The organism is Peribacillus sp. NPDC096622, from assembly GCF_044762665.1.
In the GTDB taxonomy this organism is placed as follows: Bacteria; Bacillota; Bacilli; order Bacillales; family DSM-1321; genus Peribacillus; species Peribacillus frigoritolerans_B.
This window is the reverse complement of the sequence record NZ_JBIWES010000011.1, coordinates 93168-116735: the sequence shown is the minus strand read 5'-3', so window position 1 is coordinate 116735 and position 23568 is coordinate 93168. Positions and strand designations below refer to the sequence as shown.

At 38.3% G+C, this 23568-nt stretch carries 21 protein-coding genes and 1 pseudogene; 6 read left to right on the top strand and 16 right to left on the bottom strand.

The features are described 5' to 3' along the window. Positions 1-204 precede the first annotated feature (204 nt). Entirely contained in the window at positions 205-342 is a 138-nt protein-coding gene (locus ACIQYG_RS19015; RefSeq protein ID WP_402841160.1) for an aspartyl-phosphate phosphatase Spo0E family protein, read from the top strand. A gap of 501 nt (positions 343-843) precedes the next feature. After that, positions 844-1026: pseudogene (locus ACIQYG_RS19010) on the top strand (transposase); the annotation flags it as partial. A gap of 219 nt (positions 1027-1245) precedes the next feature. Here ACIQYG_RS19010 and ACIQYG_RS19005 read toward each other — a convergent pair. From ACIQYG_RS19005 to ACIQYG_RS18995, 3 genes are all read right to left on the bottom strand, one after another. Then, positions 1246-1602 (bottom strand): hypothetical protein, encoded by a 357-nt coding sequence (locus tag ACIQYG_RS19005; protein ID WP_402840981.1) that lies wholly within the window; start codon positions 1600-1602, stop codon positions 1246-1248. A gap of 24 nt (positions 1603-1626) precedes the next feature. Continuing rightward, positions 1627-2211 (bottom strand): hypothetical protein, encoded by a 585-nt coding sequence (locus ACIQYG_RS19000; protein ID WP_402840979.1) that lies wholly within the window; start codon positions 2209-2211, stop codon positions 1627-1629. Positions 2212-2915: 704 nt separating this feature from the next. After that, positions 2916-3836, bottom strand: a complete 921-nt coding sequence (locus ACIQYG_RS18995; RefSeq protein ID WP_402840977.1) for a patatin-like phospholipase family protein — start codon at positions 3834-3836, stop codon at positions 2916-2918. A gap of 744 nt (positions 3837-4580) precedes the next feature. Here ACIQYG_RS18995 and ACIQYG_RS18990 point away from each other — a divergent pair. After that, entirely contained in the window at positions 4581-5084 is a 504-nt protein-coding gene (locus ACIQYG_RS18990) for a DinB family protein (protein WP_402840974.1), read from the top strand. A gap of 171 nt (positions 5085-5255) precedes the next feature. Here ACIQYG_RS18990 and ACIQYG_RS18985 read toward each other — a convergent pair whose 3' ends face one another. The 10 genes from ACIQYG_RS18985 to ACIQYG_RS18940 all read right to left on the bottom strand — a co-directional run bounded on the left by ACIQYG_RS18985 (position 5256) and on the right by ACIQYG_RS18940 (position 15318). Then, positions 5256-7670, bottom strand: a complete 2415-nt coding sequence (locus ACIQYG_RS18985; protein ID WP_402840971.1) for a heavy metal translocating P-type ATPase — start codon at positions 7668-7670, stop codon at positions 5256-5258. A gap of 76 nt (positions 7671-7746) precedes the next feature. Continuing rightward, positions 7747-7953, bottom strand: coding sequence for a copper chaperone CopZ (gene copZ / locus ACIQYG_RS18980; RefSeq protein WP_402840968.1), 207 nt, complete (start codon positions 7951-7953; stop codon positions 7747-7749). A gap of 16 nt (positions 7954-7969) precedes the next feature. Beyond that, positions 7970-8308 (bottom strand): metal-sensitive transcriptional regulator, encoded by a 339-nt coding sequence (locus tag ACIQYG_RS18975; RefSeq protein ID WP_402841158.1) that lies wholly within the window; start codon positions 8306-8308, stop codon positions 7970-7972. A gap of 164 nt (positions 8309-8472) precedes the next feature. Further along, a complete protein-coding gene (locus tag ACIQYG_RS18970; protein ID WP_402840965.1) occupies positions 8473-8643 on the bottom strand; it encodes a hypothetical protein in 171 nt (56 codons plus the stop codon). Between the two features lie 350 nt (positions 8644-8993). After that, positions 8994-9296 (bottom strand): hypothetical protein, encoded by a 303-nt coding sequence (locus ACIQYG_RS18965; protein ID WP_402840963.1) that lies wholly within the window; start codon positions 9294-9296, stop codon positions 8994-8996. Between the two features lie 151 nt (positions 9297-9447). After that, entirely contained in the window at positions 9448-10698 is a 1251-nt protein-coding gene (locus ACIQYG_RS18960) for an ABC transporter permease (RefSeq protein WP_402840960.1), read from the bottom strand. Further along, the gene (locus tag ACIQYG_RS18955) at positions 10691-11590 is read right to left on the bottom strand and encodes an ABC transporter ATP-binding protein (protein ID WP_402840957.1); all 900 of its coding nucleotides are present in this window, start codon (positions 11588-11590) and stop codon (positions 10691-10693) included. The genes ACIQYG_RS18960 and ACIQYG_RS18955 overlap by 8 nt, the downstream gene beginning before the upstream one ends. 937 nt (positions 11591-12527) lie before the next feature. Next, complete coding sequence (locus ACIQYG_RS18950; RefSeq protein WP_402840955.1) at positions 12528-13541, bottom strand: bifunctional metallophosphatase/5'-nucleotidase; 1014 nt, start codon at positions 13539-13541, stop codon at positions 12528-12530. A gap of 43 nt (positions 13542-13584) precedes the next feature. Continuing rightward, positions 13585-13815: a twin-arginine translocase TatA/TatE family subunit gene (gene tatA / locus ACIQYG_RS18945; protein ID WP_402840952.1), complete on the bottom strand. Its 231-nt coding sequence runs from the start codon at positions 13813-13815 to the stop codon at positions 13585-13587. Positions 13816-13872: 57 nt separating this feature from the next. Beyond that, on the bottom strand, positions 13873-15318 hold the full coding sequence (locus ACIQYG_RS18940; RefSeq protein ID WP_402840950.1) for an alkaline phosphatase PhoX: 1446 nt from the start codon (positions 15316-15318) through the stop codon (positions 13873-13875). 607 nt (positions 15319-15925) lie between these two features. Here ACIQYG_RS18940 and yyaC point away from each other — a divergent pair. After that, positions 15926-16459 carry a spore protease YyaC gene (gene yyaC, locus ACIQYG_RS18935; RefSeq protein WP_402840947.1) on the top strand — a complete coding sequence of 178 codons (534 nt, stop codon included), beginning with the start codon at positions 15926-15928 and terminating at the stop codon, positions 16457-16459. Between the two features lie 64 nt (positions 16460-16523). Here yyaC and ACIQYG_RS18930 read toward each other — a convergent pair whose 3' ends face one another. Further along, positions 16524-17834, bottom strand: coding sequence for a CitMHS family transporter (locus ACIQYG_RS18930; RefSeq protein ID WP_402841157.1), 1311 nt, complete (start codon positions 17832-17834; stop codon positions 16524-16526). 212 nt (positions 17835-18046) lie between these two features. Beyond that, complete coding sequence (locus ACIQYG_RS18925) at positions 18047-18910, bottom strand: LysR family transcriptional regulator (RefSeq protein ID WP_048677804.1); 864 nt, start codon at positions 18908-18910, stop codon at positions 18047-18049. 149 nt (positions 18911-19059) lie between these two features. Here ACIQYG_RS18925 and ACIQYG_RS18920 point away from each other — a divergent pair, with 149 nt between their 5' ends. Next, positions 19060-20187, top strand: a complete 1128-nt coding sequence (locus tag ACIQYG_RS18920; RefSeq protein ID WP_402840943.1) for a 2-methylaconitate cis-trans isomerase PrpF family protein — start codon at positions 19060-19062, stop codon at positions 20185-20187. A gap of 694 nt (positions 20188-20881) precedes the next feature. Here the strand turns inward: ACIQYG_RS18920 and tcuA are convergent. Further along, positions 20882-22393 carry an FAD-dependent tricarballylate dehydrogenase TcuA gene (gene tcuA / locus ACIQYG_RS18915; protein WP_402840940.1) on the bottom strand — a complete coding sequence of 504 codons (1512 nt, stop codon included), beginning with the start codon at positions 22391-22393 and terminating at the stop codon, positions 20882-20884. A 269-nt stretch (positions 22394-22662) separates the two neighbouring features. On the opposite strand from tcuA, the gene ACIQYG_RS18910 reads away from it, so the two are divergent. Next, positions 22663-23523 carry a LysR family transcriptional regulator gene (locus tag ACIQYG_RS18910; protein ID WP_402840938.1) on the top strand — a complete coding sequence of 287 codons (861 nt, stop codon included), beginning with the start codon at positions 22663-22665 and terminating at the stop codon, positions 23521-23523. Positions 23524-23568 lie beyond the last annotated feature (45 nt).

Here is a 23568-nt window from a genome sequence, read left to right as displayed (position 1 = left end):
ATTGGCTGTAATTTCATCGTTGTAGAAACCCTTAGATTCGAAGGAAGTATAGGAATCCTCATTTTTTTCCAAAATCGGACTAATAAATACTTAACAATATTTCATAAGTAAATACTCACCTTTCATTTAAAAACATCCTAATTTATGTAATAATAGTTTCAAAACTAAAAAAGAAAGTACTTGAGGGATTCTGCATTGGAGAGTATGGAAGAATTACATGAAAAAATTGAAATGTTGAGGAAAGAATTAATAACCACCGGATTGATATATGGATTTACTGCCCCAAAAACATTACATAAAAGCCAGGAACTGGATAGACTGTTGAATTTACTTGCGAAATGAAAAAGAAAATGATTTAGATTATGTCTAAAAACAGGAATGAAACCTAATTTGATTTTTCTACTAATACTTCATGGGATCATTACAACTGCAGAAACCATCACTCGGAATTATTTGAGATTATTTTTAATTGTCACGGTGCAGTTTTGCAGCATATTTCTCTTACCTCTTATACTTTTCTTGGACTCGTGACTAATTTTTATGTAATATCCGCTAAATCATTAGATAATTGTTAACATCATCACTCTTCCTAATTAAAAAGCATCCAAAATGAATGGATGCCTCAGACTGTAGAAATTTGGACGTTGATTGGAACGTAGGGCACTCGCTTTCCGCGGGCGGTCCGCCCTCGGCGCACTTGCGCCTGTGGGGTCTCCCATGGACTCGTTATTCCCGCAGGAGTCTCGCACCTTCCGTTCCAGTCAACTATGTTAAAAAAATTTGGATACTCCTTTTGCCAACAGTCATTTTTGTTTTAAAATAGATCTATTAAAACTTGAGATGATGAGTTTGCTTTCTAAACATGATTCTATTCAGCGAGATCAACTTGAAATGATTACTTTAGACCCACTGGTGCAGGCAAACCATTGAGTTCGTAAAGTGGAGACTTCCATTGATTTCTCTTTCATTTATGATTTAGTGAAAGATATGTATTCAGAGAAAGGACGTCCAAGTATTGATCCAGTTAGGTTTTGAGGGGATTTTCATTGAACATTATGGGACTGCTACATAAAAAAATAGAGCCAATGAGGAAAGAATTAATAAATACGGCATTGAAACATTGGATCACTTCACCAAAAACTTTACATATAATCCAGGAACTAGAAAAAACGTTGGAAAACTAGGGAAATGAAACTGACTGTTTTTTCGTCCGGAAATTCCCCAATTTCATAAGTCTAGCGTTCCCTAAGCATTCATTTTCCTATATCTTACGGTCATATCAACGATTGTTAATAATAAAACAAACCACAACATAGGATTATTCAAAGAGATTCCTACAGTAGATTTTCCGCCCATTACCGTTAATACTCCTATTAGCACCAACATATAAAAAATAAATACTGCTTCTCCAATTAATGAATTTTCACAATCTTTTTCAGTCTTTCGATTAATGACAATATAGACAACCGCTAATGAGACCATTCCAATTGTCAATGCAGTTTTAGGAATGTCTTTGAGAACGAGATGAGGGAAATAATCAAAAATCATAAGAAAAGAAAATAATAAAAAGATACCTATTCTCAATAATATTTTCAAATTCATCTTATTCCCCATTTCCTCGATTTATTATTTCCCAAACCAGTAATTGCATTGGAAATATTGAACTGATTTAGGTGATGTGTAATTACTTTTGCCGTAATGAACCACTGTCGCATGATAATTTCTTTTCTTTTCTGCAGTGCTATATGAACTTGATACCCAAGAACCCACATAAGTTGGACTAATTTTGGACCAGCTATTTAACTTTACAAAAAGCCAATTAGCGAATACACTATCTGTCAATTTTTTAGGAATCTTTTTCATCATATATGCAAAAATTAGATTTTTGGCTTCATTTACACCGGTATTTTTGTAGGTTCTATAAATAGGAGCTATTTCAGTTTTTGTTGAGCCACCTGAAATAGGTCCATATGCAGTTATACCACCAGAGTTTAGTGAATTAATACTCATAACTTCATTATATAGATTTTCAATCTCTTGCTCCGTTAAAATTGTATTACTTATTATTTCTAGTTCATTAAAAGAATAGGCATGTTCGTTTACTGCTTGTTGTTTCGATGTCTCGTTGCTAACTTCTATACTTGCAAAGGAAGGAGCTACAAAACTAAATAAAATAATCAAAGATAATGAAAAGGCAAATATATTCTTCATAATATTCTATTCCCCTTCTAGTAGATTTTTTTCTTAACATTTTTCTTACATTTAAGAAATAAATTCTCTCTCATAGAAGATGCTGTTTATGGAATGATCTAAGTAGAGGCTGAAGGACAAGGTTTTAAGGCTGAAGGCTGAGGCGGGCACAATTCCGATTTCTATATCTGTTTATATTATAAAATCCTCTCCTTTCCACGATCAGGTATTATCTACCACTTTATATTAACATTAGCACGAAAATATAACTATATTTATTTTATTTTTATAAAAAAATATAAAAAATAAGGGTCTTAAGAATCATTATTGAATTATCGTTACCTCTTTTATAAGCTGTGGGTTTTTATGACTTCATTCAAACTTGGAATATGTCTCGGTCAAGATTCTTTTCTAAAGAAGTAGTTTTTTATGTTCGGACAATTCTTTGACTGGTTCACATAGTCGTCGTAAAAGATACTATTTATTATGACTTCTAATAATTTTTAAAAGTATCATTTCCTCATACATTTAAATGCTTTCATAATATTTGTTAAGCAATATCAAAATTAATATATTATATTTCGCAGTTACACTTATTGCTTTTAAAAAGCTCAAGACAACTATGCCTCATATTAAACTATTGATTCGTTAGTTCAATAAAAAAAGAGCCGTTGTAACAGCTCCTTGTCCCTCGCTTTCCCCCCTCAAATGATAGAGGAATGTTTCTACTCATTTTTTACTCTTTGCATGCGTTTGACCTTATATTGTTCAAAATCCCAATTTGACAAAAATTCTTTTGCAGAAGTATAACCTGATTTATAGAGAAAGTCGAATTCATCCTCATTCAGTTCAAAATCCGTTGCGTTGATGCTGCCAGTAGGAATTTGAATCGTACGTTCAATCGTTTCTTTGTTCATATGTCGTAAATCATGGGCTTGAAGCATCGTTTTAAATATATTTTTGAAAAGGTGGATTGGCGTTGGTATAACCGGATCTATATTAACTTCATCTTTCACAAAATGGAATCCGAAAGTTGGAAAACGAGGATTGTCTGTATCAAATATCCATATTGGGAAGTTACTAAGTAAACCACCATCTAAAATGTAGGATTTTTTCCGGTCTTTTGATTTCCAAATAACCGGACGGAAGAAAAATGGTAAGGAGGCACTCATCATTACGGCAGTTGAAACTTTTAAATCAGCAGGAGACATCCCATAGCGGACCAAATCATCCGGCAAAATAAGCATCTGGCCATTCGAAACATCAGAAGCAATTATCTTCAACTTTCCGTCTGGAAGATCAGCGAATGTCTTAATCCCTTTTTCTGAAAGAAGAGAATCCACCCACGTCTCCAAATAATCGTTTTTGTAAATTCCAAGATGAAACATAAGTTCCAAAAAGAAGCCCAAAATGGGAATTCGATTCAAAATTGTCCTGCCTCGCATCTTTGAGTAATTGATTTCACTAAACCGTTCTCTAATTTCATGGCTTTTATAGCCACTAGCCAAAAGAGCAGCTATTACTGCTCCTGCTGATGTCCCAGCAAGTCTTTCCCATTCGACTTTTTCCTCTTCCATTGCTTGAATCGCTCCAATAAAAGCAATTCCCCTGACCCCCCCACCTTCAAAAACGGCATCTGCTTTCATTTTTTTCCACCTCTCGATAAGAGTTATTATTATTTTTAACAATACTTGAAAATAAAGCGAATTTTCACACTCTTCCATCCCGAAAATCGGCCCCGTCAGTTATAGAATAAAACCAGATCCCAATCCCTGATTGGAATTAATGACGGTTCTATTTTTCTATCAAAAAATTCGCTAACAATATCAAGAATCTCATGAGTCTATAAGGTTGTGTATTACAACCCATAACACACCCTCTGTATTGTCATGTTCTTTGACCTTGCCAGCTTTTCAGGTTGTTCGCATGAATTAACCGTACTTCTAATCACTGGTTATGCTTTCCATCCCTGATTGACAATTGGTTGCATATCTATCAAGTTTGTTTTATCACCATCATTATTACTTCATGTCTATGGATTCCCTACTTGATAAAACTCGGCTCTTCTGAAATATTATCAAAAGTGGATAGACCCCCTTAACAGTGGTGAACCAAACACATTGATGGCATAACAGTAGTAAGATAGCACCTTTTCCATGGTATGTATAAAACGAAACATTTGCATGGACAAATTATCAGACCTCTACTAAAAACTTTATAATATCAAAATAATGTTTACGTTGTAGAACTAATGCCTGGAGAGAAGGTCATTTATGTAAACTATAGACACAAAGATTAGATTAGTATTGAGAACTATGAAATCAGCCTTTGATAAAGGTATTCTTTAAATTATGTCGAAAAGGATATGTAACAATTGAAGGAGTGAGAAAATGGAAAATAACCGTGCCAAGAAAATGTATGATTACCACGTTTGGGCTAATCAGCAAGTGTTCCACAACCTAAAACAATTACCGGACGGAGTCTATGGAGACACGATAAAAAGTGTCTTTCCATCCATCAAGGAAGTCCTAGTTCACCTTTACGCAACTGATATTACCTGGTTGGAAATAATGAAAGGAAGCACAGTTCAAGAAACTTTTAAGATAGTTGAACAGCGGCGGAAAGAAGTGGACGGAATCTCATTAAATGAACTGGAATCCTCATATGGTGAACTTGCAAAGGATTATGACAATTTTCTTACTTCGCAGCCTGATCTTGAACGGACCATTGTAACCGAACATCCCAAAATGGGGGTTTGTGAGTTTGTACTTGCCGACCTCATCCATCATGTAGTGAATCATGGGACCTATCATCGCGGTAATGTATCAGCGATGCTCCACCAACAAGGCGAGAGTGGCACACCTACAGATTATGTATTTTACTGTTTAAAATAAGCGGTTTGACAACCTATAGGATTCGCTGTAACATGCCGCTCATTCCAGATGAAAGCCGATGATCCCCTTGCCAGGGAATCATCGGCTTAATTTGGATGATTAAAATCCATACGTTCGTAGAATGGCTATATTCAGTCAGTAAAATTGCCTTCATTATATGTTACATGATCTTTAAAGCTTTATCCTTTGAAGGCGAAGTGCATTCAATACTACTGACACGGAACTGAAGGCCATGGCAGCACCCGCTAACCACGGGGCAAGCAGTCCGATTGCCGCAATTGGTATTCCGATTACATTATAGGCAAAAGCCCAGAAGAGGTTTTGTTTGATATTTCTCATCGTCTTCCTGCTCATGAGGATTGCATCAGCAATACTGTTCAAATCACCCCGGATCAAAGTGATATCGGCAGCTTCCATGGCTATGTCCGTCCCCGTTCCTATCGCCATTCCTATATCGGCTAGTGCCAGCGCGGGAGCATCATTTATCCCATCTCCGACCATTGCCACTCTTTTTCCGGCGGCCTGCAGTTTTTTCACTTCTTCCGCTTTCCCTTCAGGAAGGACTTCTGCAATCACATGGTCAATGGCAACGTGCTTGCCGATGGCATTTGCTGTCCTTTGATTATCCCCGGTTATCATGATGACCTGGATATCCATTGCTTTTAACCTTTCAATCGCCGTTAGCGAGGTATCTTTTATCGTATCCGCAACGGCAATGAGTCCTGCATATTCACCTTCTATGCTAGCGAGCATTGCCGTCTTCCCTTGCTCTTCAAATTCTTCCATCGCTGTTAGCGCTTTTGTAATATCGACGTTATTTTGCTTCATCAATTTGCGCGTTCCGACGAATAACTCTTTTTGATCCACTACAGCTCTCACCCCGTATCCAGGAATCGCTTCAAATTCCTCAACCGCAGCAAGTGATATCTGTCTTGATTGAATTCCTTGAACGATCGATTGCGCAAGAGGGTGTTCAGATTGTTTTTCAGCTGCACCGATTAGTGATAAAAACTGTTCTTCCTCCATTCCATTCTCGATGAGGACATCGGTCAGCACTGGGGTGCCATTCGTTACCGTTCCCGTTTTATCCAAGATGACCGTATCAATATGATGAGTGGTTTCCAGATGTTCCCCGCCTTTAAATAAGATGCCGAATTCGGCGGCCCGACCTGATCCTGCCATGATGGATGTGGGAGTGGCCAGACCTAGAGCACATGGGCAGGCTATGACTAGCACTGCAATCATCGCTTCAAAAGCCGGGGTGAATTCTCCAGGGTTAACCCAAATCATCCAAACCAGAAAAGTTAAAAGAGCGATGCCGACTACAATGGGAACGAAGACACCGGAAATTTGGTCCGCAAGACGTTGAATCGGCGCTTTCGAACCTTGAGCATCTTCGACGACTTTGATGATTTGGGAAAGAGCTGTATCCCTTCCGATTTTTGTCGCTTTCATTTTGAGAAACCCATTCTTATTCAATGTTGAACCGATTACAGTATCCCCGTTTGTTTTATCGACTGGAATGCTTTCACCCGTTAACATGGATTCATCGACGGCAGAGTTCCCTTCAACCACTTCTCCGTCGACAGGGATTTTTTCACCCGGCTTCACCAAAATCGTATCCCCCACGATGACTTCTTCAAGTGGTATTTCACGTTCTTCCCCATTTCTTAAAACCAATGCCGTTTTGGCCTGAAGCCCCATCAATTTTTTGATGGCCTCGGAAGAACGTCCTTTTGCTTTCGCTTCAAACAGCTTCCCTAAAAGAATGAGGGTGATAAGAATCGAACTAGTTTCGAAATAAAGCTGTGCCGTATTGTGATGGGACCCCATCGAGATGATCGCCTGATAAACACTGTAAAAATAGGCAGCGGATGTTCCCATCGCGACTAATACATCCATATTGGCACTTTTATTTTTCAAGGCTTTATAAGCTCCTACATAAAACTGCTTTCCAATCAGAAATTGCACGGGGGTAGCGAATGCCATCTGTACCCACGGATTCATGAGGAAATCAGGCATATAGATAAACGAAGTAAAACTAAAATGGCTTACCATCGCCCATAACAATGGAAAAGAAAAAATGACCGAAAAGATGAATGTATTCTTTTGTTTTTGAATTTCTTTCTGACGGAAATTCACTAATTCCATTTTATCTTCCTTGATGATCGCCCCATAACCCAGCTTCTCCACCCGTTGAATGATGTCCATTGGGGAGGCTTCGGAAGGATCATATTCGACGGTCGCACTTTCAAGTGCTAGATTCACATTAGCCATGCTCACCCCATCCATCTTATTTAACCCTTTTTCTATCCTTGTTGCACAGGCAGCACAGGTCATGCCAGTAATCGCAAATTCCTTTTTCTCTTTTACCACATCATAGCCAAGATCTTGAATTTTCCTTTCAAAGTCCTGGTTGTTTACTTTTTCCGAATCATATTTAATGACCGATTTCTCAAGAGCCAAATTAACGGTGGCTTCCTCAACGCCTTCCATTTTGTTTAACCCTTTTTCAATTCGGTTTGCACAGGCAGCGCAAGTCATTCCTGAAATCTGTATACTAGTTTCTTTTATTTGGCTGCTCACTTCATCCCCGCCTCCCTATACCGCTATGGGGTATATTCATTTGTAAAAAAGAAGTGCTTAACAGCACTCTCATAACTTACTCGACATCGTAGCCTTGATCATCGATTGTTTCTTTTATTTTCTCAAGTGATACTTTTTCCTTGTCAAACGCAACATCCACTTTTCCTGCATCCAAATGCACCTTTACGCTTTCAACACCTGCAAGTTTTCCTACATTCCCTTCAACTGCATTCACACAATGACCACAAGACATTCCACTTACATTCAATGTTACATTTACCATCTTAACCACTACTCCTTTATTTTTTCATTAATTTTTGTATCGTTACAAGTACTTCATCTATAACCTCTGTATCCCCTTCATTCAGACGTTCAACCACACAATTCCTTAGATGGCCTTCCAATAAAATCTTGGCCACACTATTCATCGCGCTTTGTGTAGCTGCTATTTGGGTGATCACATCATCACAGTACGTATCTTTTTCAATTAGACCCTTTATACCGCGAATTTGACCTTCAATTCGATTTAACCGGGTCGTTAAATTCTTTTTTACTACTTCTGAGTGATGACTCTTTCGGCCGTGGGAAGAGGTCGTACAGCATTCTTCTTCATTCATCGTTTCTTGCCCGTTCATCATTTCATCCATTAACCATCCCTCCTCAAAAATTAATATACCATACCCTCCTACCCTATGCAAAGAGAAAGATTTATGTTCCTTATTTATTACTATTCGTTTAATAACTTTTTCTATTCTTTAGAAACGCGTAGCCAGTTTATTAAACAAAAAAACACTGAAGATTCTCATGTATCCTCAGCAAGACTGTAGACAAACTTTAAGAAAAGTGATTTGTCCTGCAACGTTTCTAAAAAAAGTTCCAGCATGATTTTTCCGCCGACTGTCTGCCATAAAACAAGCATCTGCGGGGTCTCGGGTAGCCAGTTATTCGGCAAGAGTGTCGCAAATTTTTTCAATCTCGTGTTTCATCCATATAAAAAGAAAAAAACATGAAGGATAAACAATTTTTAAAAAAGGAATTGGGTTGAAATACTTCGGCCCCCTTATTTAGAGAAAAGTGTTTTTATATGAATAAGTTGATTGGAACGGAAGGTACGAGACTCCTGCGGGAATAGCGAGTCCAAGGGAGAACGCGAAGCGTCGAGGGCGGACCGCCCGCGGAAAACGAGTGCCTGGAGAGGAAATCAACTTTCCTTGTTCGGGGTGAGATCATTCCGAACCTCATTTTGTAAAAAAATGACTGAGGATACTCAATGTATCCTCAGCGTTTTTATTTTCATTTAATTTAGATTCCAAAATGGGATAATCACAGTTCTTTTGAAATATTATTATTCCTTTTCTTTTTCACTAAAAGAATGATACCAATGATAAAAGCTACTGCGCTGTATGACCATGTATACATAAAGGCAAGGCCCAATCCGATATTTGCGTCAATATAATCGTTTTTCACATGATCTATGGCTAAATATAAAAGCGGTGCAGCTCCAATGATGAACAGGATAACCCAGAGAACATTCTTTTTCGGACTCCTTGTTGATAAAATAATAATGATGAAGGATAGCAAGAGAAACGCTTCTGAAGCTATCGTCATCGTTACCAGATTGCTCATAATAATTCACTCCTAATCGTGGTTGCATAATTGGAATATATTTATGTTCCCTTATATCTATGCTACTTTTCGTTCCTTTTTCATAAATCAATATTATTATCTAAAAAAACCTGAATCCCCTCCAACTGGAATGAAGGATCCAGGTTTCATGTTAATTTTTCTTGGATAATTGCAAGGCATTCTTAATGCTTTTCAGTGACTTTGAGCTACCGTACATCAAGACTCCACCACGGTAGATTTTTGCTCCGATTATTCCAAGTAAAACAATGGTTAAAATTAACAATGCAATGCTGATGGCGATTTCCCAGAATGGAACTTCCAGCATCCCTACGCGTAAGAACATGATCATTGGCGTGAAAAATGGAATGAATGATGTAATCGTAATATAACTCGCTGACGGATTCCCCAGTCCGAACATCGCAATCATGAAGGCGATGACAACCAACATGGTCATCGGTGAAATCATTTGCTGGACATCTTCAATTTTGCTGACAACGGATCCAAGGCATGCCGCAAGAGTCGCGTACAGAAAATAGCCAAGCAAAGCAAAGATGATTGCATAAATGATCGTTGAGATATCGGTGCTGCCGAAACCGAAAAACGAGAAGAATCCCTCATCCATACCTGTCAAGTTTTGTTTAATCGAGAAATAGCCCACCCCAAAAAATAAAATCATTTGTGTAAGACTAAGCAAAGCAACACCCATTATTTTGGCAAACATCTGTGTGACTGGCGGGACACTTGAAATCAGGATTTCCATGACTCGTGATGTTTTCTCAGTAGCGACTTCCATTGCAATCATCGTTGCATACATCAACACACCGAAGTAGATGACGAATAGGAGCACATACACGAGACCTCGTGCTTGATTGAGATCCTCTTCCGTTTTTGCATTTTTCTCAAGGGCAATCGTATCAAATGCTGGCGGCGTATTCAATTGAGCGATTTCCTGCTCTTTCAAATTCAATTCCTTCGCAGTTGTTTGACTCTTCAATTGAGTAAGCGCTAAAAGCAAATCATTACTTACCGCAGAATCTGAAATTTGATTCGCTTTATACGTTCCCTTGAAGCCGACAGTTTCATCCTTTTTGATTAATAAATACCCAACGATTTCTTCTGCGCTGACCATTTCCTCCGCTTCCTTTTCATCCTGGGCGGATATTATCGATAGGTTATTGTTCACACCTTCTACTGCTTTTTTATAAGAATCAAATAAACTACCTTCAGTCTGATCGATGACGGCAACCTTTTCCTGATCATCACTGTCGAATTTATCAATAAGATTCGAAATATTCGTTAGGACGAGAATCAGTGCCATCATAATGATTGTAGAAATGATAAAAGATTTCGTTTTTAATTTTGATAGATATGTATGGGAAAGGACAATCCAAAATTTATTCATAGACCGCACCTACTTTTTCAATGAAAATATCCGTCAGCGATGGTTCTTCCAATTCGAATTTCCTGACGAAACCTCTTGGAACAAGGTCACGAATCATGTTCTCAGCCACATCTTCACCAGTGACTTGAAGAATTTTCCCTTCCATCGTGTTCTTTACTTTTGTTACCCCTGCATAAGTATCCAAGAAAGATAAATCGAAATCAGCTTTAATTGACACGTTCTTTTTACCAAAAGAACGCTTTATTTCTTTTAATTTTCCCGCCACAACGGGGGACCCTTTATGCATGATGCAAAGATGCTCACACATCTCCTCAACATGCTCCATGCGATGGCTCGAGAAAACGATCGTCGTGCCGCTGTCCCTTAAGTCGATGACCGCTTTCTTCAGTATTTCCACATTCACCGGATCCAGCCCGCTAAAGGGTTCGTCCAGGATAAGCAATTCAGGTTTATGAATCATGGAGGCGATCAGCTGGATCTTTTGCTGATTTCCCTTTGAAAGCTCTTCAACTCGCTTATCGATATACTCGGGTACCATAAAGCGGTCCAACCAATACTCCAACTCTTTCAAAGCATCCCGTTTGTTCATCCCTCTTAATCTAGCCAAATACACAATTTGATCGCGCACCTTCAGTTTTGGATATAGTCCGCGTTCCTCAGGAAGATAGCCAATCAATGAACTGGTCGTATAATCGATTTTCTTACCATCCCAGATCACTTCCCCTTCAGTTGGGTCAAGCAGGCCGAGTATCATCCGGAACGTAGTCGTTTTCCCCGCTCCATTCCCGCCTAAAAAGCCAAACATTTCTTTTTCGGGGATAGTTAAATCAAGCTTGTTGACCGCAGTGAAATCCCCGAATTTTTTCGTAACTTCTTTAATTTGTAAAACCAATGTGCAACCTCCTATTATATGATTCTTATTATATGTTAACGGAAATGTTTTCCAACTTCAACTATCACCAAGAACCACATATCACTTTTTCTCCTTCGATTATATGTAAGTTTACGCAAATGATGTCCCGTCCTGCTACGAAGATATTTACAATCCACCGGCGTCTTTCAAGGGCTAACTCTCAAATGAAATTTCACCATTACATACAACCTTAAATATCCATAGTGCCACCATCACGAATTCCTTGAATATGTGCGATATGATAACTCTTAATGATGACATTGTTTTAGAACATGTATTCTAACGAGATATTTGTAGTAATATATAAACTGCCTAAATGGATAAATAAAACCACTAAATCTTATTGGACCCCCTTAAACCCTTGTCTAAAACTAGTTACTACTTTCTTATTGAGGAACCTGTATCTTAAGGTGATGAGACCGAGATGATATGAATCCAAATGGATCCAATAAAAACAATATTATACAAGAATTGGCCAAACGCAAATATTTATAAATAACAAATTTTCATTCATTTCTTTAACCTAACACTTTAGGATTGAATCCAGCAGCGATCAAGTATTTACCGTCTTTTCATCTTGGACAAGAATATTCTGCGTTGAAAAGACGTTTTAGACTCTATAACATGATAGGTTCCAGTAAAATGAACCCTATTTAAGTAAAACCCTTCGCAATCTCTATGGCAAAAGCATTTTCCTAACGATCCTTTTAAACTAAACGACACGGAAAAACCTACTCTAAGCTCGACGATTGTCTGTGGGAAGGGCGGGAAATGGGCAAAAATAAAAGGCCGCCAGTCAGTTAGTTTTCACTGACTTTCTGGACAACCCCTTGCATACTTCCTTCATAATCAAGAAAGAAACGACAAAGCGAATGATCTCGCTTTGTCCATACCTCATATTATTATGAAGACTTGATTATTGCGCTTTCAAATCTGCACGATAATCTTCTATGATCGCTTGTATCTCCGGATCTGCCGGAACATTTGTGACGTCGTAGAGGAATCCATTGGATTCTATCAAAGTCATTTTTCCGTCGACGACTTCAAAAGTCAAATTCAGGCGGCCCAAATAATGTTCTTGTTCTCCTCCAGCTTGAGTAATTGGCACCATCACCTCTCCGTTGAATTCGTATTCGGGAGTTTCGATGACCTTGTGTGTATCTGCGCCGATTACCGCCGAGACTCCAGGAACCTGAGCCAGCTTATGGTCTTCTGGGTTTCCGGCATGCGAAAGGATAATGCTAACTTCTGACTTTTCACTCACTTCAGGAAGCAACGCATTCAACGCTTCAACCGGTTCGATGAAATCAAGGTCTGCAACATCATCCCAACCGCGAATTTCCGGCTTCATCGAAGTAAGGCCGATCATGCCGACTTTAACGCCAGTGAAAGTAAAACTCTTCCAAGGCTTGACATTCTGTATGTACTTTCCTGTTTCCCTGTCAATGACATTACCAGTAAGGATGGGGAAATTCACGTTGCGGTGGTAATCCTTTAACTGTTCATAACGGCTGTCCGGTGTGCCCTCCCCGGCAGGGTAAACGCGGAAGTCGTTGTTTCCTAGCGCCATCGCATCATAGTCCAAAGCTTTCAAAAGAGACGTCTCCAACTCTCCTTGACCCGCTTGAAACTCGCCGCGCAGGAAGACATCCCCGCCATCGACGAGAAGCACATTCTCCTCTTCATTGCGCACATTTTCAATGATGGTGGCATACTTCGCAATAGAATTGTGATGAAGGGTTCCATCGTCCAGCTTGACGATGTCATCCAGATGACCATGAAAGTCATTCGTCTGGAGAATGGTGAGTTTAAACTTCTCTCCTTCCTTAAGCTTTTCCTCCGCATCTGCCGTAACGGGCTTTGCGACAAAAGCGGCAGCCATAGCCAGCGAAAAGCAGCCCGTCAAAAATATCTTCCCCATTTTTTTCATAATATTTACCTCCAAGCAATTACTCTATAAATTGTAAAACAAGTTATTTAGTTCCAGTCTTTTCAGATTTCTCAAGAGCTACTAGTTTATTTTTCTCTTCAGAGTTAGTTTTTTCTTCTTTGTCATTACTGATCAAATCATTTGTTGCTTTTTTAAATTCTTTTAAAGTGTTTCCAAAAGCACTTCCGATTTCCGGTAATTTAGAAGGACCAAAAATGATTAACGCAATGACTAGAATGAGAATTAGGCCAGGGATGCCGATACTGGATAACAAACTTCCCACCTCCTATTCCATGATGGTTTGTTAGTACTCAAAAAATGTCATCATTACTTATAAAATTGGCATACCATGACGCTCTAAAGCTGCTGCTTCTAATATAGACATGCCTTGTTCTTCTGCGAATGCAGTAAGTTTATCCGAAACAACAGGAGCAATACTTGCTGGCGGCAGAGCCTGGTTCATAGCTCGTCTACGGGTAGAATTTCTGCGTGCAAATGGTCCCCAAATCGCGAAGGTGATACCTGGTGTTTGCATATTTACAAAGAAAGTATTTCCATCCGGGGAAAATGTAGGGCCAGCAAATTCAGAACCGTTCATCATATTTTCAGCGAAAGTATAAATATTTCCTTCAGGAGTTAATCCGACAATACGATCATTACCGCCACCATCTTCGGCGATCCAAAGATCTCCCCAAGGAGTGATTGTAATGTTATCAGGTGCTTCTAACTCATTTTTATCAGTAGACTCATAGAATAGTTCTAAGCTGTTTGTCGCTGGAGTGTAGCGATAAACACGGCCAAGGTGTGCTGAACCTGCACTTGTATCATCAAACCATAAAGTACCTTCAGAAAAATAAGCCCCTTCTAAGCGGCTAAACTGAATACAGCCTTTATCCTTAGCATCTTGCTGTGCGATTTCAGGATTTAATTTTTTCCAAACAACCCCGAATTTTTGTCTAGTACTAAATTGACTTGCAGCTGCAGCTGGCAATTCATCAATCGCTGCTGCTTCAAGGATTCCTCCCTTTTGCAGAGAACCTAGCTTTTGACTTCGGTCATGTGGTGTAAAACGGTACAAGAAGCTTGGACTTGCGTCTTCGGTTAAATACCAAATTCCTGTTGAAGGGTCAACATGCCCAGCTTCATGTGAGAAATAACCCATATCACGGATCGGTGTTCTTGACATTTCGTTTTCAGGATCAAGCGGATTTACTTCAAATACAAAGCCATGTCCCATATCACGAGTTTCTTCCATTGTTAACCAGGTCCCCCAAGTCGTAGCTCCACCCGCACAGTTACGGATCGTACCTGAACTTGATACATACTGATCAATGACTTTGTTATTTTGTCCAACGATTATTGTGGTGGTGCCGCCGGCAGCACCAGCGCTCCAAGGTTTTTTCCCGTTTACAGGGTAATCTGAATTTGTCCCATTTTCATGGTTTCTTACAAGAATGGTTGTACCCTTCTCCCCTTTATAGGCAGCCATTCCATCGTGAGCAGAAGGGACAAGGTCACCATTAGGCATGATATCACCAGTTTTCGAAAGCATTTTGTAATGAAATCCCCTTGGCAGATCAAGAACTCCATTTGGATCCTTTACTAGTGGGCCATATCCGCCAAATCCACTTGTTGGATTGCTAGAATCCGCTGCAAATCCTTTTGTAGCCCCCGCAAGAGAAAATACCCCAGTTGAACCAAGTGTTAATGCTAAAGTACTCATTCCGCCAACTTTTAAGAAATTACGTCTGTTTAAACCGCTATTGCTCGATTTCATCAACATTACCTCCAAAAAATCTTATTGAGGGGTGCTATATTCCTTATAGCAAACCCTACCCTCAAAATTAACAGACCTTTTTAAATGCTCTGTTAATCCCATGTGTTTTTTATTCCTTCGCAAGGAAAATAAACCAAAAGTCACGGTATATCGAAAAAAGGGGAATTTATAACCAAATTTATAACATGTAAAGGGTGGAAATTGATGGTATAAGTCAAAAGAGGAGAAAAACCTAAGGATTTTGTCATAAAAAGACCGATGCAAAATATTAAAGCTTATTAATCATTTGTAAATATAAGAGATACACTATTACAAACTAGTTAAACCCGATTATTAATCCAAATCTAATGAATATTTGAAAGAGGGATCGGTTATTGACATGCTATATAATTGATCTAGAATTATTCTAATGTAACCCTACTCCCAATTCCATGCCAAATAAATTTAAGGGGATGTTTTGAATTACTGCCATTTTTTCAGAGGGTGTTAAATACTAATAATTAAAAAAGATTTAACATTCTCAAGCATGATATCTTTTTTGTTCGTATAATAGAATAAAGGGGAATTAAGATGAGTCTAATTTACAAGAAGAGGAGCAATTTGTTCTGTGAATCCAATAGGCGAAGAAATAAACTGCTTAGCATTAAAAGTCAAAGAGATTATTCATTCTTCAGGATGTCAACATGAAGATGTAATCTTTCTGTGTATTGGTTCAGACCGATCTATTGGGGATTCATTGGGCCCTTTAGTCGGGACGATGCTTAAAGAACATAAGGTGCCTTATCGTGTTTATGGTACCTTGGAAAATCCCGTTCATGCATTTAATTTAAAAGAGACATTGAAAGAAATTAAAAAACAATTCAAAAAGCCTCTTATTTTTAGTGTGGATGCATGTTTAGGGGATCAAAACCAGGTCGGTTCTGTTTTCTTGAAGGATGGACCTCTTGTCCCAGGGAAAGCTTTAAAAAAAGTATTACCTGAAGTGGGAGACTATCATATTATAGGAATGGTAAATTATATAGATCCGCTGCCAACAATGCAATTTTTAAATGATACTCGTCTATACACGGTTATGAATTTGGCGAATAAAATCGTAAAAATCATTACTCAAGCGAACGGCGAGACTTCTAAACCTTATTAAAAGAATGGGCTGTCCCAAAAACCACTAATAATAATTGGTTTTGGCACAGCCCTAAACGTTATACTTAAATAATAGCCCCTGACAAGATAGCAACAATAATAAGGACTAATGAACAAATTAGAGCCCATTTAAATGCATACCGCTGTAGTTCCCCGATATCCGTCTTTACCATCCCTACTAGTAAAAGAGTCGAGGCCACGAGTGGACTTAAGAAATGTACAGGCTGCCCCAGGACGGAAGCTCTGGCAATTTCTAAAGGACTTACCCCATATGCTTCTCCTGCTTCAGCAAGAATTGGCAAAACACCAAAGTAGTAAGCATCATTTGATAATACGAACGTAAATGGCATACTTGTGAACGCAACGACCATCGGTAAAAAAGAGCCTAAAGAATCCGGAATGATGGCCACTAATGAATTTGCAATAGCGTCTACCATTTTCGTTCCGGAAAAGATCCCTGTGAAAATACCAGCCGCAAATACTAATGTGACAACGGTTATAGCGTTTCCTGCATGTGACCCGATTCGCTCTTTTTGCTGTTCTAAATTAGGGTAATTAATGATCGAAGCAAGAACAAACCCGATTAGAAACAACACCGGTACCGGTACTAAGCCCATTACAAGAACGACCATGACTGTAAGCGTCAACAAAAGATTGACCCATATTAATTTAGGGCGCTTTAAATCGTCTTGTATGGCGGAAGCTACCGCTGCTTCAGCAAGAGCCCCTTTCATTTCAGGTGCAGATTGGATATAAACAACGCCAAGCCTTTTGCGCTCTTTTTTACCAAGTACATAAGCGGTAAAAAGAATAGCTGCTATTCCTGAGAATAGTGTTGGGATAATCGGGATGAAGAATTCATTTGCATCCAGACCTAAAGATGCTATTGCTCTAGTTGCAGGCCCTCCCCAAGGAGTCATACCACTCATAATACTGACAGCCAGCAAAGAAATAGTGGCAAGAATAAGTGGATTCATACCAAGTCGTAAGTAAAGGGGCAGCATAGCGGAAATCGTAATCATATGAGTCGTGGTACCATCACCATCTAAGGCAACCGTCATTGCGATTACTGCTGTTCCTATCGCTATTTTAACCGGATCCCCTTTTACGATTTTCAACATGGTTTTAATAAGTGGATCGAATAATCCAGCGTCAATCAGAACTCCGAAAAACAAAATAGCGAACAATAGCAAAGCGGCTGAAGGTGCGACTACCTTTATTCCATCGAGCATCATATCTCCGAGCTCTGGACCAAATCCGCCAATTAATGCAAAGATTATTGGAATGACTACAAGAGAATTAACAGGTGATAACCGTTTAGACATGATTAAATAAGTAAAGACAACGACCATTGAAATTCCAAGTAACGTTAGAATATTAATCCCTCCCATTAAAGAAACCGCTTACAAATTGGATGAAAAGTTTAAATAATTTCCCTGCTGCTTTATCTATTTTTAGAATAGTTCATATCATTAAATAAGTGAAATACATTTTTTTTGTACTTTTACGAAAAAAAAACTTATAATCCATTTTATATTAAATTAAGAAAGCACAATGAAATGGTCAATCATTTCATTGTGCTTTTTCGTTAAAGATTGGAATTTTTATTCAAGAAATCAATAAAGTTTTTCACAGTAGAGAGTTTTAATGAATCCTGGTTATACATTAACCATGTATTTCTTAACACCGGCTTCCCATTTTTGTAGGATAACCCGTATGTATGCAAATTATCTGAAGGCTGCAGGCATATTTCCGGCAGAATGGAAACACCAAGATCATTTTTGACCATCTCTTTGCACGTCTCCTGCCGATCTGTTTCCATAGTTACAAATGGTGGCTCTGGGAATCTATCATGCCACCAGCCATTTATTAAGTTTTTTAAAGAACTGTCGGTCTTATAATTTATGAATGGAAGTTCTGGCAAATTATCCAAGTCTACCTCTTTCTTGGAAATTAAACAAAGTCTTTCTTTATGCAGTAACGATTTGATTCCATACCATTCATAATTTCCACGCAGAATGCCTAATTGAACACTAGAGGAATCCAGAAGATGCATGATTTCAGTACTCCACCCTGTATTCACATTAAATTGTACATGAGGATATTGTGTTGAAAACTTTTTCAATATTTCTGGTAGTTTATATTGGGCAAAGTTGCTGGAAACGCCAAGCCTTAACGTTCCTCTTACCTCATTTTTCATATTCAGCATATAATCTTTTGTTTTTTGCAACTTTTTCACCATTTCTTCCGCATAGCCCGCTAAATGTACCCCTTCTGAAGTGAACTCAATGCCTCCTTTTATTTTGAAAAATAGGTTTGTGCTAAATTCTTTTTCTAAATTTTTAAGCCGGTACGTTAGCGCCGGCTGCGATATATATAAACGCTCTGCGGCACGGCTAATGTTTTTTTCTTCATATAGTACCCTTATCGCAATCCAATCTTTTTCGTCCACTTAACCATCTCCCGATTTTTGGATTATAAGTTTTTTTATCATTTTTATTAAAAAAATATGTATTTTACTTATGAATAAACATATCATACTATATTTTCAAAGGAACCGGTAGTGCTATAAATATTGATTTGAGAAAAGGTGGTTATACAATGAAAGTACCTGTAGTTGTAATGCGCGGCGGGACAAGTAAAGGTGTGTTCCTTAACTTTGAACATATGCCTTCGAATCCCTTACACTGGGAGGATTTCTTACTTGACGTGATGGGCAGTCCGGATCGGAGACAGATCGATGGACTTGGAGGAGCGAATTCGTTGACAAGTAAAGCAGCGATTATTAAAAAGTCAGATTCACCGGAATTCGATGTGGAATATACATTTGCTCAGATCAGCATCGATAATCAAATGGTTGATTTTAAAGGAAATTGTGGAAATATATCATCTGCTGTAGGACCTTACGCAATTGAGCAAGGATTAGTCCCTATACAAGAACCTGTTACAACGGTGAAAATTTTTAACGTGAATACACAAAAACTGATTATTGCAGAAGTAGAGGTTGAAAATGGACATGTGAAATCAGAAGGATGCTGCTCAATACCTGGGGTGCCTGGTAAAGGATCACCTATTTATCTTTCTTTTACTCGTGCAGAAGGAGCAGTTACAGGAAAACTTTTCCCTACAGGAAATCCGATTGACATGATTAAAACCAAGGATCGGCTAATTCAAGTTTCTATTATTGATGTTGCCAATCCACTCGTTTTTGTAAGGGCACAAGATATTGGTCTAAGCGGAGCCGAATTACCCAATGATTATTCACAGGAAAAATTAATTGAACTGGAAGAAATCCGGTCAATTGCAGCTGAAATGTGTCAATTTTCCGATAAGAAATCAGCTACTGTCAAATCTCCTGCTGTACCTAAAATGACTCTAATCGCTCCTCCTATGGATTACGTCGATCTAAACGGATCTGAAAGAAAAGCGTCAGAGATGGATTTGATGATCCGAATGATGTCGATGCAAAAGCCCCATCAAGCGCTTGCTATTACAGGAGCCATCTGTGCAACAGCAGGGGCTTACTTACAGGAAACGGTTTTATCTGAGATGGTGAACATTAAACAAGAAATTTTCCGATTAGCCCATCCTGCGGGGATAATGGAAACAAAGGTTGATTTCTTGGCAGGACACATACGAGCTATTAAAGTGGTACGCACAGCAAGAATCATATTGGAGGGATACGTGTACACGAAAAAAAATTACGAGCATTCCTATCAATTAGCTTGATAGGAATGGATCTGCATATTACAGCAAAAAATTTTCTTTCACTTGGGGGCTTTGTCAAATGTGGGTCTTTACTATCTTTTTATAGGAAAATAGTAAAATATTTGAATTAGACATAGAAACGAAAGAAATATTCAAAAATATGAAAGGCACTAAAATTCCCCAGATAGGCTAAAACCTCCATAAAAATTAGGGTATAGTTACTGAAACCAGATTTTTATGGTTACTATAATATTTTTAAAAAGCTAATTACTATCCATCATCTTGTTTAGAGAAATTCCAATACACAAAATCACTACCCTTTTTCATGCTGAATTTTAGTATCGAGTGGTAAATAGCAATATAACCAGTAAATCTTGATAAGTCAGGACTGTATTCATACGCGTTAATGCCCATCTATCCAATCAAGCTGTTGCTGAACTCGAAAAGCTAGTAATGAAGAACCTTATTGTCTGGCCATCAGGACGATTAAAGCTATACAATCACTTCATCTGAAAAAACTCAAATAGATAAGTTTGATCCTTTTAAATACCTATATGATATGAGTTTTAGTCAAAGCATAAAGACTTTTAATATGTTAAAATACCAAACAGCCAAGGACTTTTTTTAGCCTTGGCTATTTTTCCTTCATCTATTTCACATATCCCCATTATTTTTTGGACACATTCTCATCTAATAAGCCATTCAGTGAAAAGACTCAGTGATTATTGATCGTTTCAACCTTTTCTTGAGTATAGCGTGCTGCGGATGAGCCAGCTAATTTTCCAAAGACTGCTCCAGACATTAACCCGGATCCACCAGGATAGTTTTCATAAAAAATCCCCCCAATCATTTCACCAGCCGCAAAGAGACCTTTTATCGGTTGTTCTTCTTTGTCTAACACATGACCCGTTGTATCTACATGCAAACCACCGAACGAGAAGGTAATTCCGCACGTTACAGGGAAAGCATAGAATGGACCTTGCTCAATTCGAAGTGCCCAGTTGGATTTAGGAGGGGTAATTCCTTTCGTTCCTTTGCCATCTTTCTCTGCGGGTCTATACTCGCCATCTTGTACCGCACTGTTATACTCTTCGATCGTTTTAAGAAATTGTGCTTGATTGACCGGCAGTAAACTAGCCAACTCTCCAAGCGTATCTGCTTTATAAAAAGTCGCTTCTTCAAGGTCATATTCTTTACGCAGCATCGGGCGTACCTGTGAATCATAAATTTGATATGCCACATGTCCAGGCTGTTTTAATACCTCACGGCCGTATTTGGCATAAGTGTAATTTCGCAAATCTGCTCCTTCATCAACAAACCGTTTCCCTTCATTATTAAGCATGACGCTGTACGGATAAGAATGCTTTTTAAAAATATCTCCCGGCTTCGTGAAGTCCCCTACTTTTGGCGCATTATAATCTGTCCCAATAGAATGACATCCAGACCACTGCCCAAATTTTTGAGCCCCTACTGCCATAGCCATGGAAATGCCGTCTCCTGTGTTGAACTCGGTTCCACGAACAATAGCCGCTTCCCATTCTTCACCAATATTTTCACTTCTCATTTTCTTATTGGCTTCAAAGCCGCCACAAGCCAAAATCACACCGGATGTCTGAACTGTTACCATTGTATGATCCTTCTCAACAACGACACCGGTTATTGAATTATGCTCTGATACAAGCTCCACTGCACGTGAATCGTACCAAACGTCGATGCCAATTTCTTCTGTCCGCGCAAAGAGCTGTCTCATTAAGCCAACGCCTTTATCCTCCGTTTTGATAGGCAGCCCTCCCCAGAAATTGCGCTTGCCAGCTTGTACGAAAGATTGATTTTCATAATTCAATTCAAAATTTATTCCCTGATCACGCATCCAGGCAATTGTTTCATACGATCTAGAAACCAGCTGTTTTGCTAACTCTGGATTACTTTGTCCACCTGTTACTCGCATTAGATCATTGTAATAATCGGATTCCGTGTATTCAGGCATTACAATTAACTCGGATTCTTCATCTGTTAATTCAGGTATTATATTTCTGATTGCGTCCAAATTATTGTATGCAACACGAATGGCTCCATCCGTGAAGAAAGAGTTCCCTCCACGCTTTTCCACTGGTCCCCGTTCTAATACAAGAACTCTAGCACCTCCCTCTTTTGCTGAGATTGCGGCACATAAAGCTGCGTTTCCTGCCCCTACTACAACTACATCATAATTTTGTGTATTTGACATTTTTATCCCTCCTGTTAAGTAGTGATAACTCTTCATGTAAATAATAAGTGAAAATAATGAATAAAAATAATATTGTTTTTTTATTCGTTGCCATAGAAATATTTTATGAAAGAATGCTGGAAAGGCAAAACTATAGTGAGTCTATTGATTTACATAAAAAGATAGATTTCTTTTTTCATTAGTTGTATTATACTTTTTAGAAATCAAATAAATTATCATTATTTATAATTACCCATAAATATTTTTTATGGTTAAAGGAGAAAAATTTTATGGATGAAAAAGACTGGCTTATATTAATTACTCTTTACGAAGAAAGAAATATAACAAAGGCAGCACAACGACTATTTATTTCTCAGCCAGCTTTATCCTATCGAATAAAACAGCTGGAAAAAGAGTTCAAAACAAATTTAATCTCTAGAGGCAAAAGAGGTGTCGAGTTTACAGTTGAAGGGGAATACCTCGTTCAATATTCGAAAAATATGCGTAAGCAATTAGGAGCTGCAAAAGAACACATTTCAAATTTGGATAAAAAAGTAAAAGGAACTTTGCGTTTGGGTGTATCTGGCTTGTTTGCCCGATATAAACTACCAGTATTATTAAAAGAATTTCTAACCCTATATCCAGAGGTTGAAATCAGTTTGAAAACTGGATGGAGTTCTCAAATTCATCAAATGCTTCAAAAAGAAGAAGCACACCTCGGGATCGTTAGAGGTCCTTACAAATGGCAGGAAAATAAAGTGTTATTTCAAGAAGAAAAGATTTGTATTGCCTCCAGTAAGAAAATTGAATTAAAAGAACTTCCTTTTCTTCCTAGAGTTAATTATCAGACAGACCAATCGTTAAGAAATACTATTGAAAACTGGTGGCAGGAAACATTTGCGTTACCACCTAAGATTTCAATGGAGGTAGATCGGATTGAAACATGTAAGGAACTGGTTCTTAATGGTTTAGGATATGCCATTTTACCAGAAATCTGCATTAAAAATGATGAACCACTGTATACTTTCCCCATTGTATTAAGCGATAATAATTATTTGCTTAGAGAAACTTGGGTTTTTTATCGGGATGTGACTATGGATTTGGCACAAGTGAAAGCATTTATTGATTTTCTTAATGATTCTAAACAATGAAGCAAGACGAAACGAAGTAAAACTAATTCAAAGGAAGAGAATTAA

Coding starts and splice junctions, on each gene's coding strand:
- ACIQYG_RS19015 (WP_402841160.1), top strand. CDS start 205: ATGGAAGAATTACATGAAAAAATTGAAATGTTGAGGAAAGAATTAATA.
- ACIQYG_RS19005 (WP_402840981.1), bottom strand. CDS start 1,602: ATGAATTTGAAAATATTATTGAGAATAGGTATCTTTTTATTATTTTCT.
- ACIQYG_RS19000 (WP_402840979.1), bottom strand. CDS start 2,211: ATGAAGAATATATTTGCCTTTTCATTATCTTTGATTATTTTATTTAGT.
- ACIQYG_RS18995 (WP_402840977.1), bottom strand. CDS start 3,836: ATGAAAGCAGATGCCGTTTTTGAAGGTGGGGGGGTCAGGGGAATTGCT.
- ACIQYG_RS18990 (WP_402840974.1), top strand. CDS start 4,581: ATGGAAAATAACCGTGCCAAGAAAATGTATGATTACCACGTTTGGGCT.
- copZ (WP_402840968.1), bottom strand. CDS start 7,953: ATGGTAAATGTAACATTGAATGTAAGTGGAATGTCTTGTGGTCATTGT.
- ACIQYG_RS18975 (WP_402841158.1), bottom strand. CDS start 8,308: ATGATGAACGGGCAAGAAACGATGAATGAAGAAGAATGCTGTACGACC.
- ACIQYG_RS18965 (WP_402840963.1), bottom strand. CDS start 9,296: ATGAGCAATCTGGTAACGATGACGATAGCTTCAGAAGCGTTTCTCTTG.
- ACIQYG_RS18960 (WP_402840960.1), bottom strand. CDS start 10,698: ATGAATAAATTTTGGATTGTCCTTTCCCATACATATCTATCAAAATTA.
- ACIQYG_RS18950 (WP_402840955.1), bottom strand. CDS start 13,541: ATGAAAAAAATGGGGAAGATATTTTTGACGGGCTGCTTTTCGCTGGCT.
- ACIQYG_RS18940 (WP_402840950.1), bottom strand. CDS start 15,318: ATGAAATCGAGCAATAGCGGTTTAAACAGACGTAATTTCTTAAAAGTT.
- ACIQYG_RS18920 (WP_402840943.1), top strand. CDS start 19,060: ATGAAAGTACCTGTAGTTGTAATGCGCGGCGGGACAAGTAAAGGTGTG.
- tcuA (WP_402840940.1), bottom strand. CDS start 22,393: ATGTCAAATACACAAAATTATGATGTAGTTGTAGTAGGGGCAGGAAAC.
- ACIQYG_RS18910 (WP_402840938.1), top strand. CDS start 22,663: ATGGATGAAAAAGACTGGCTTATATTAATTACTCTTTACGAAGAAAGA.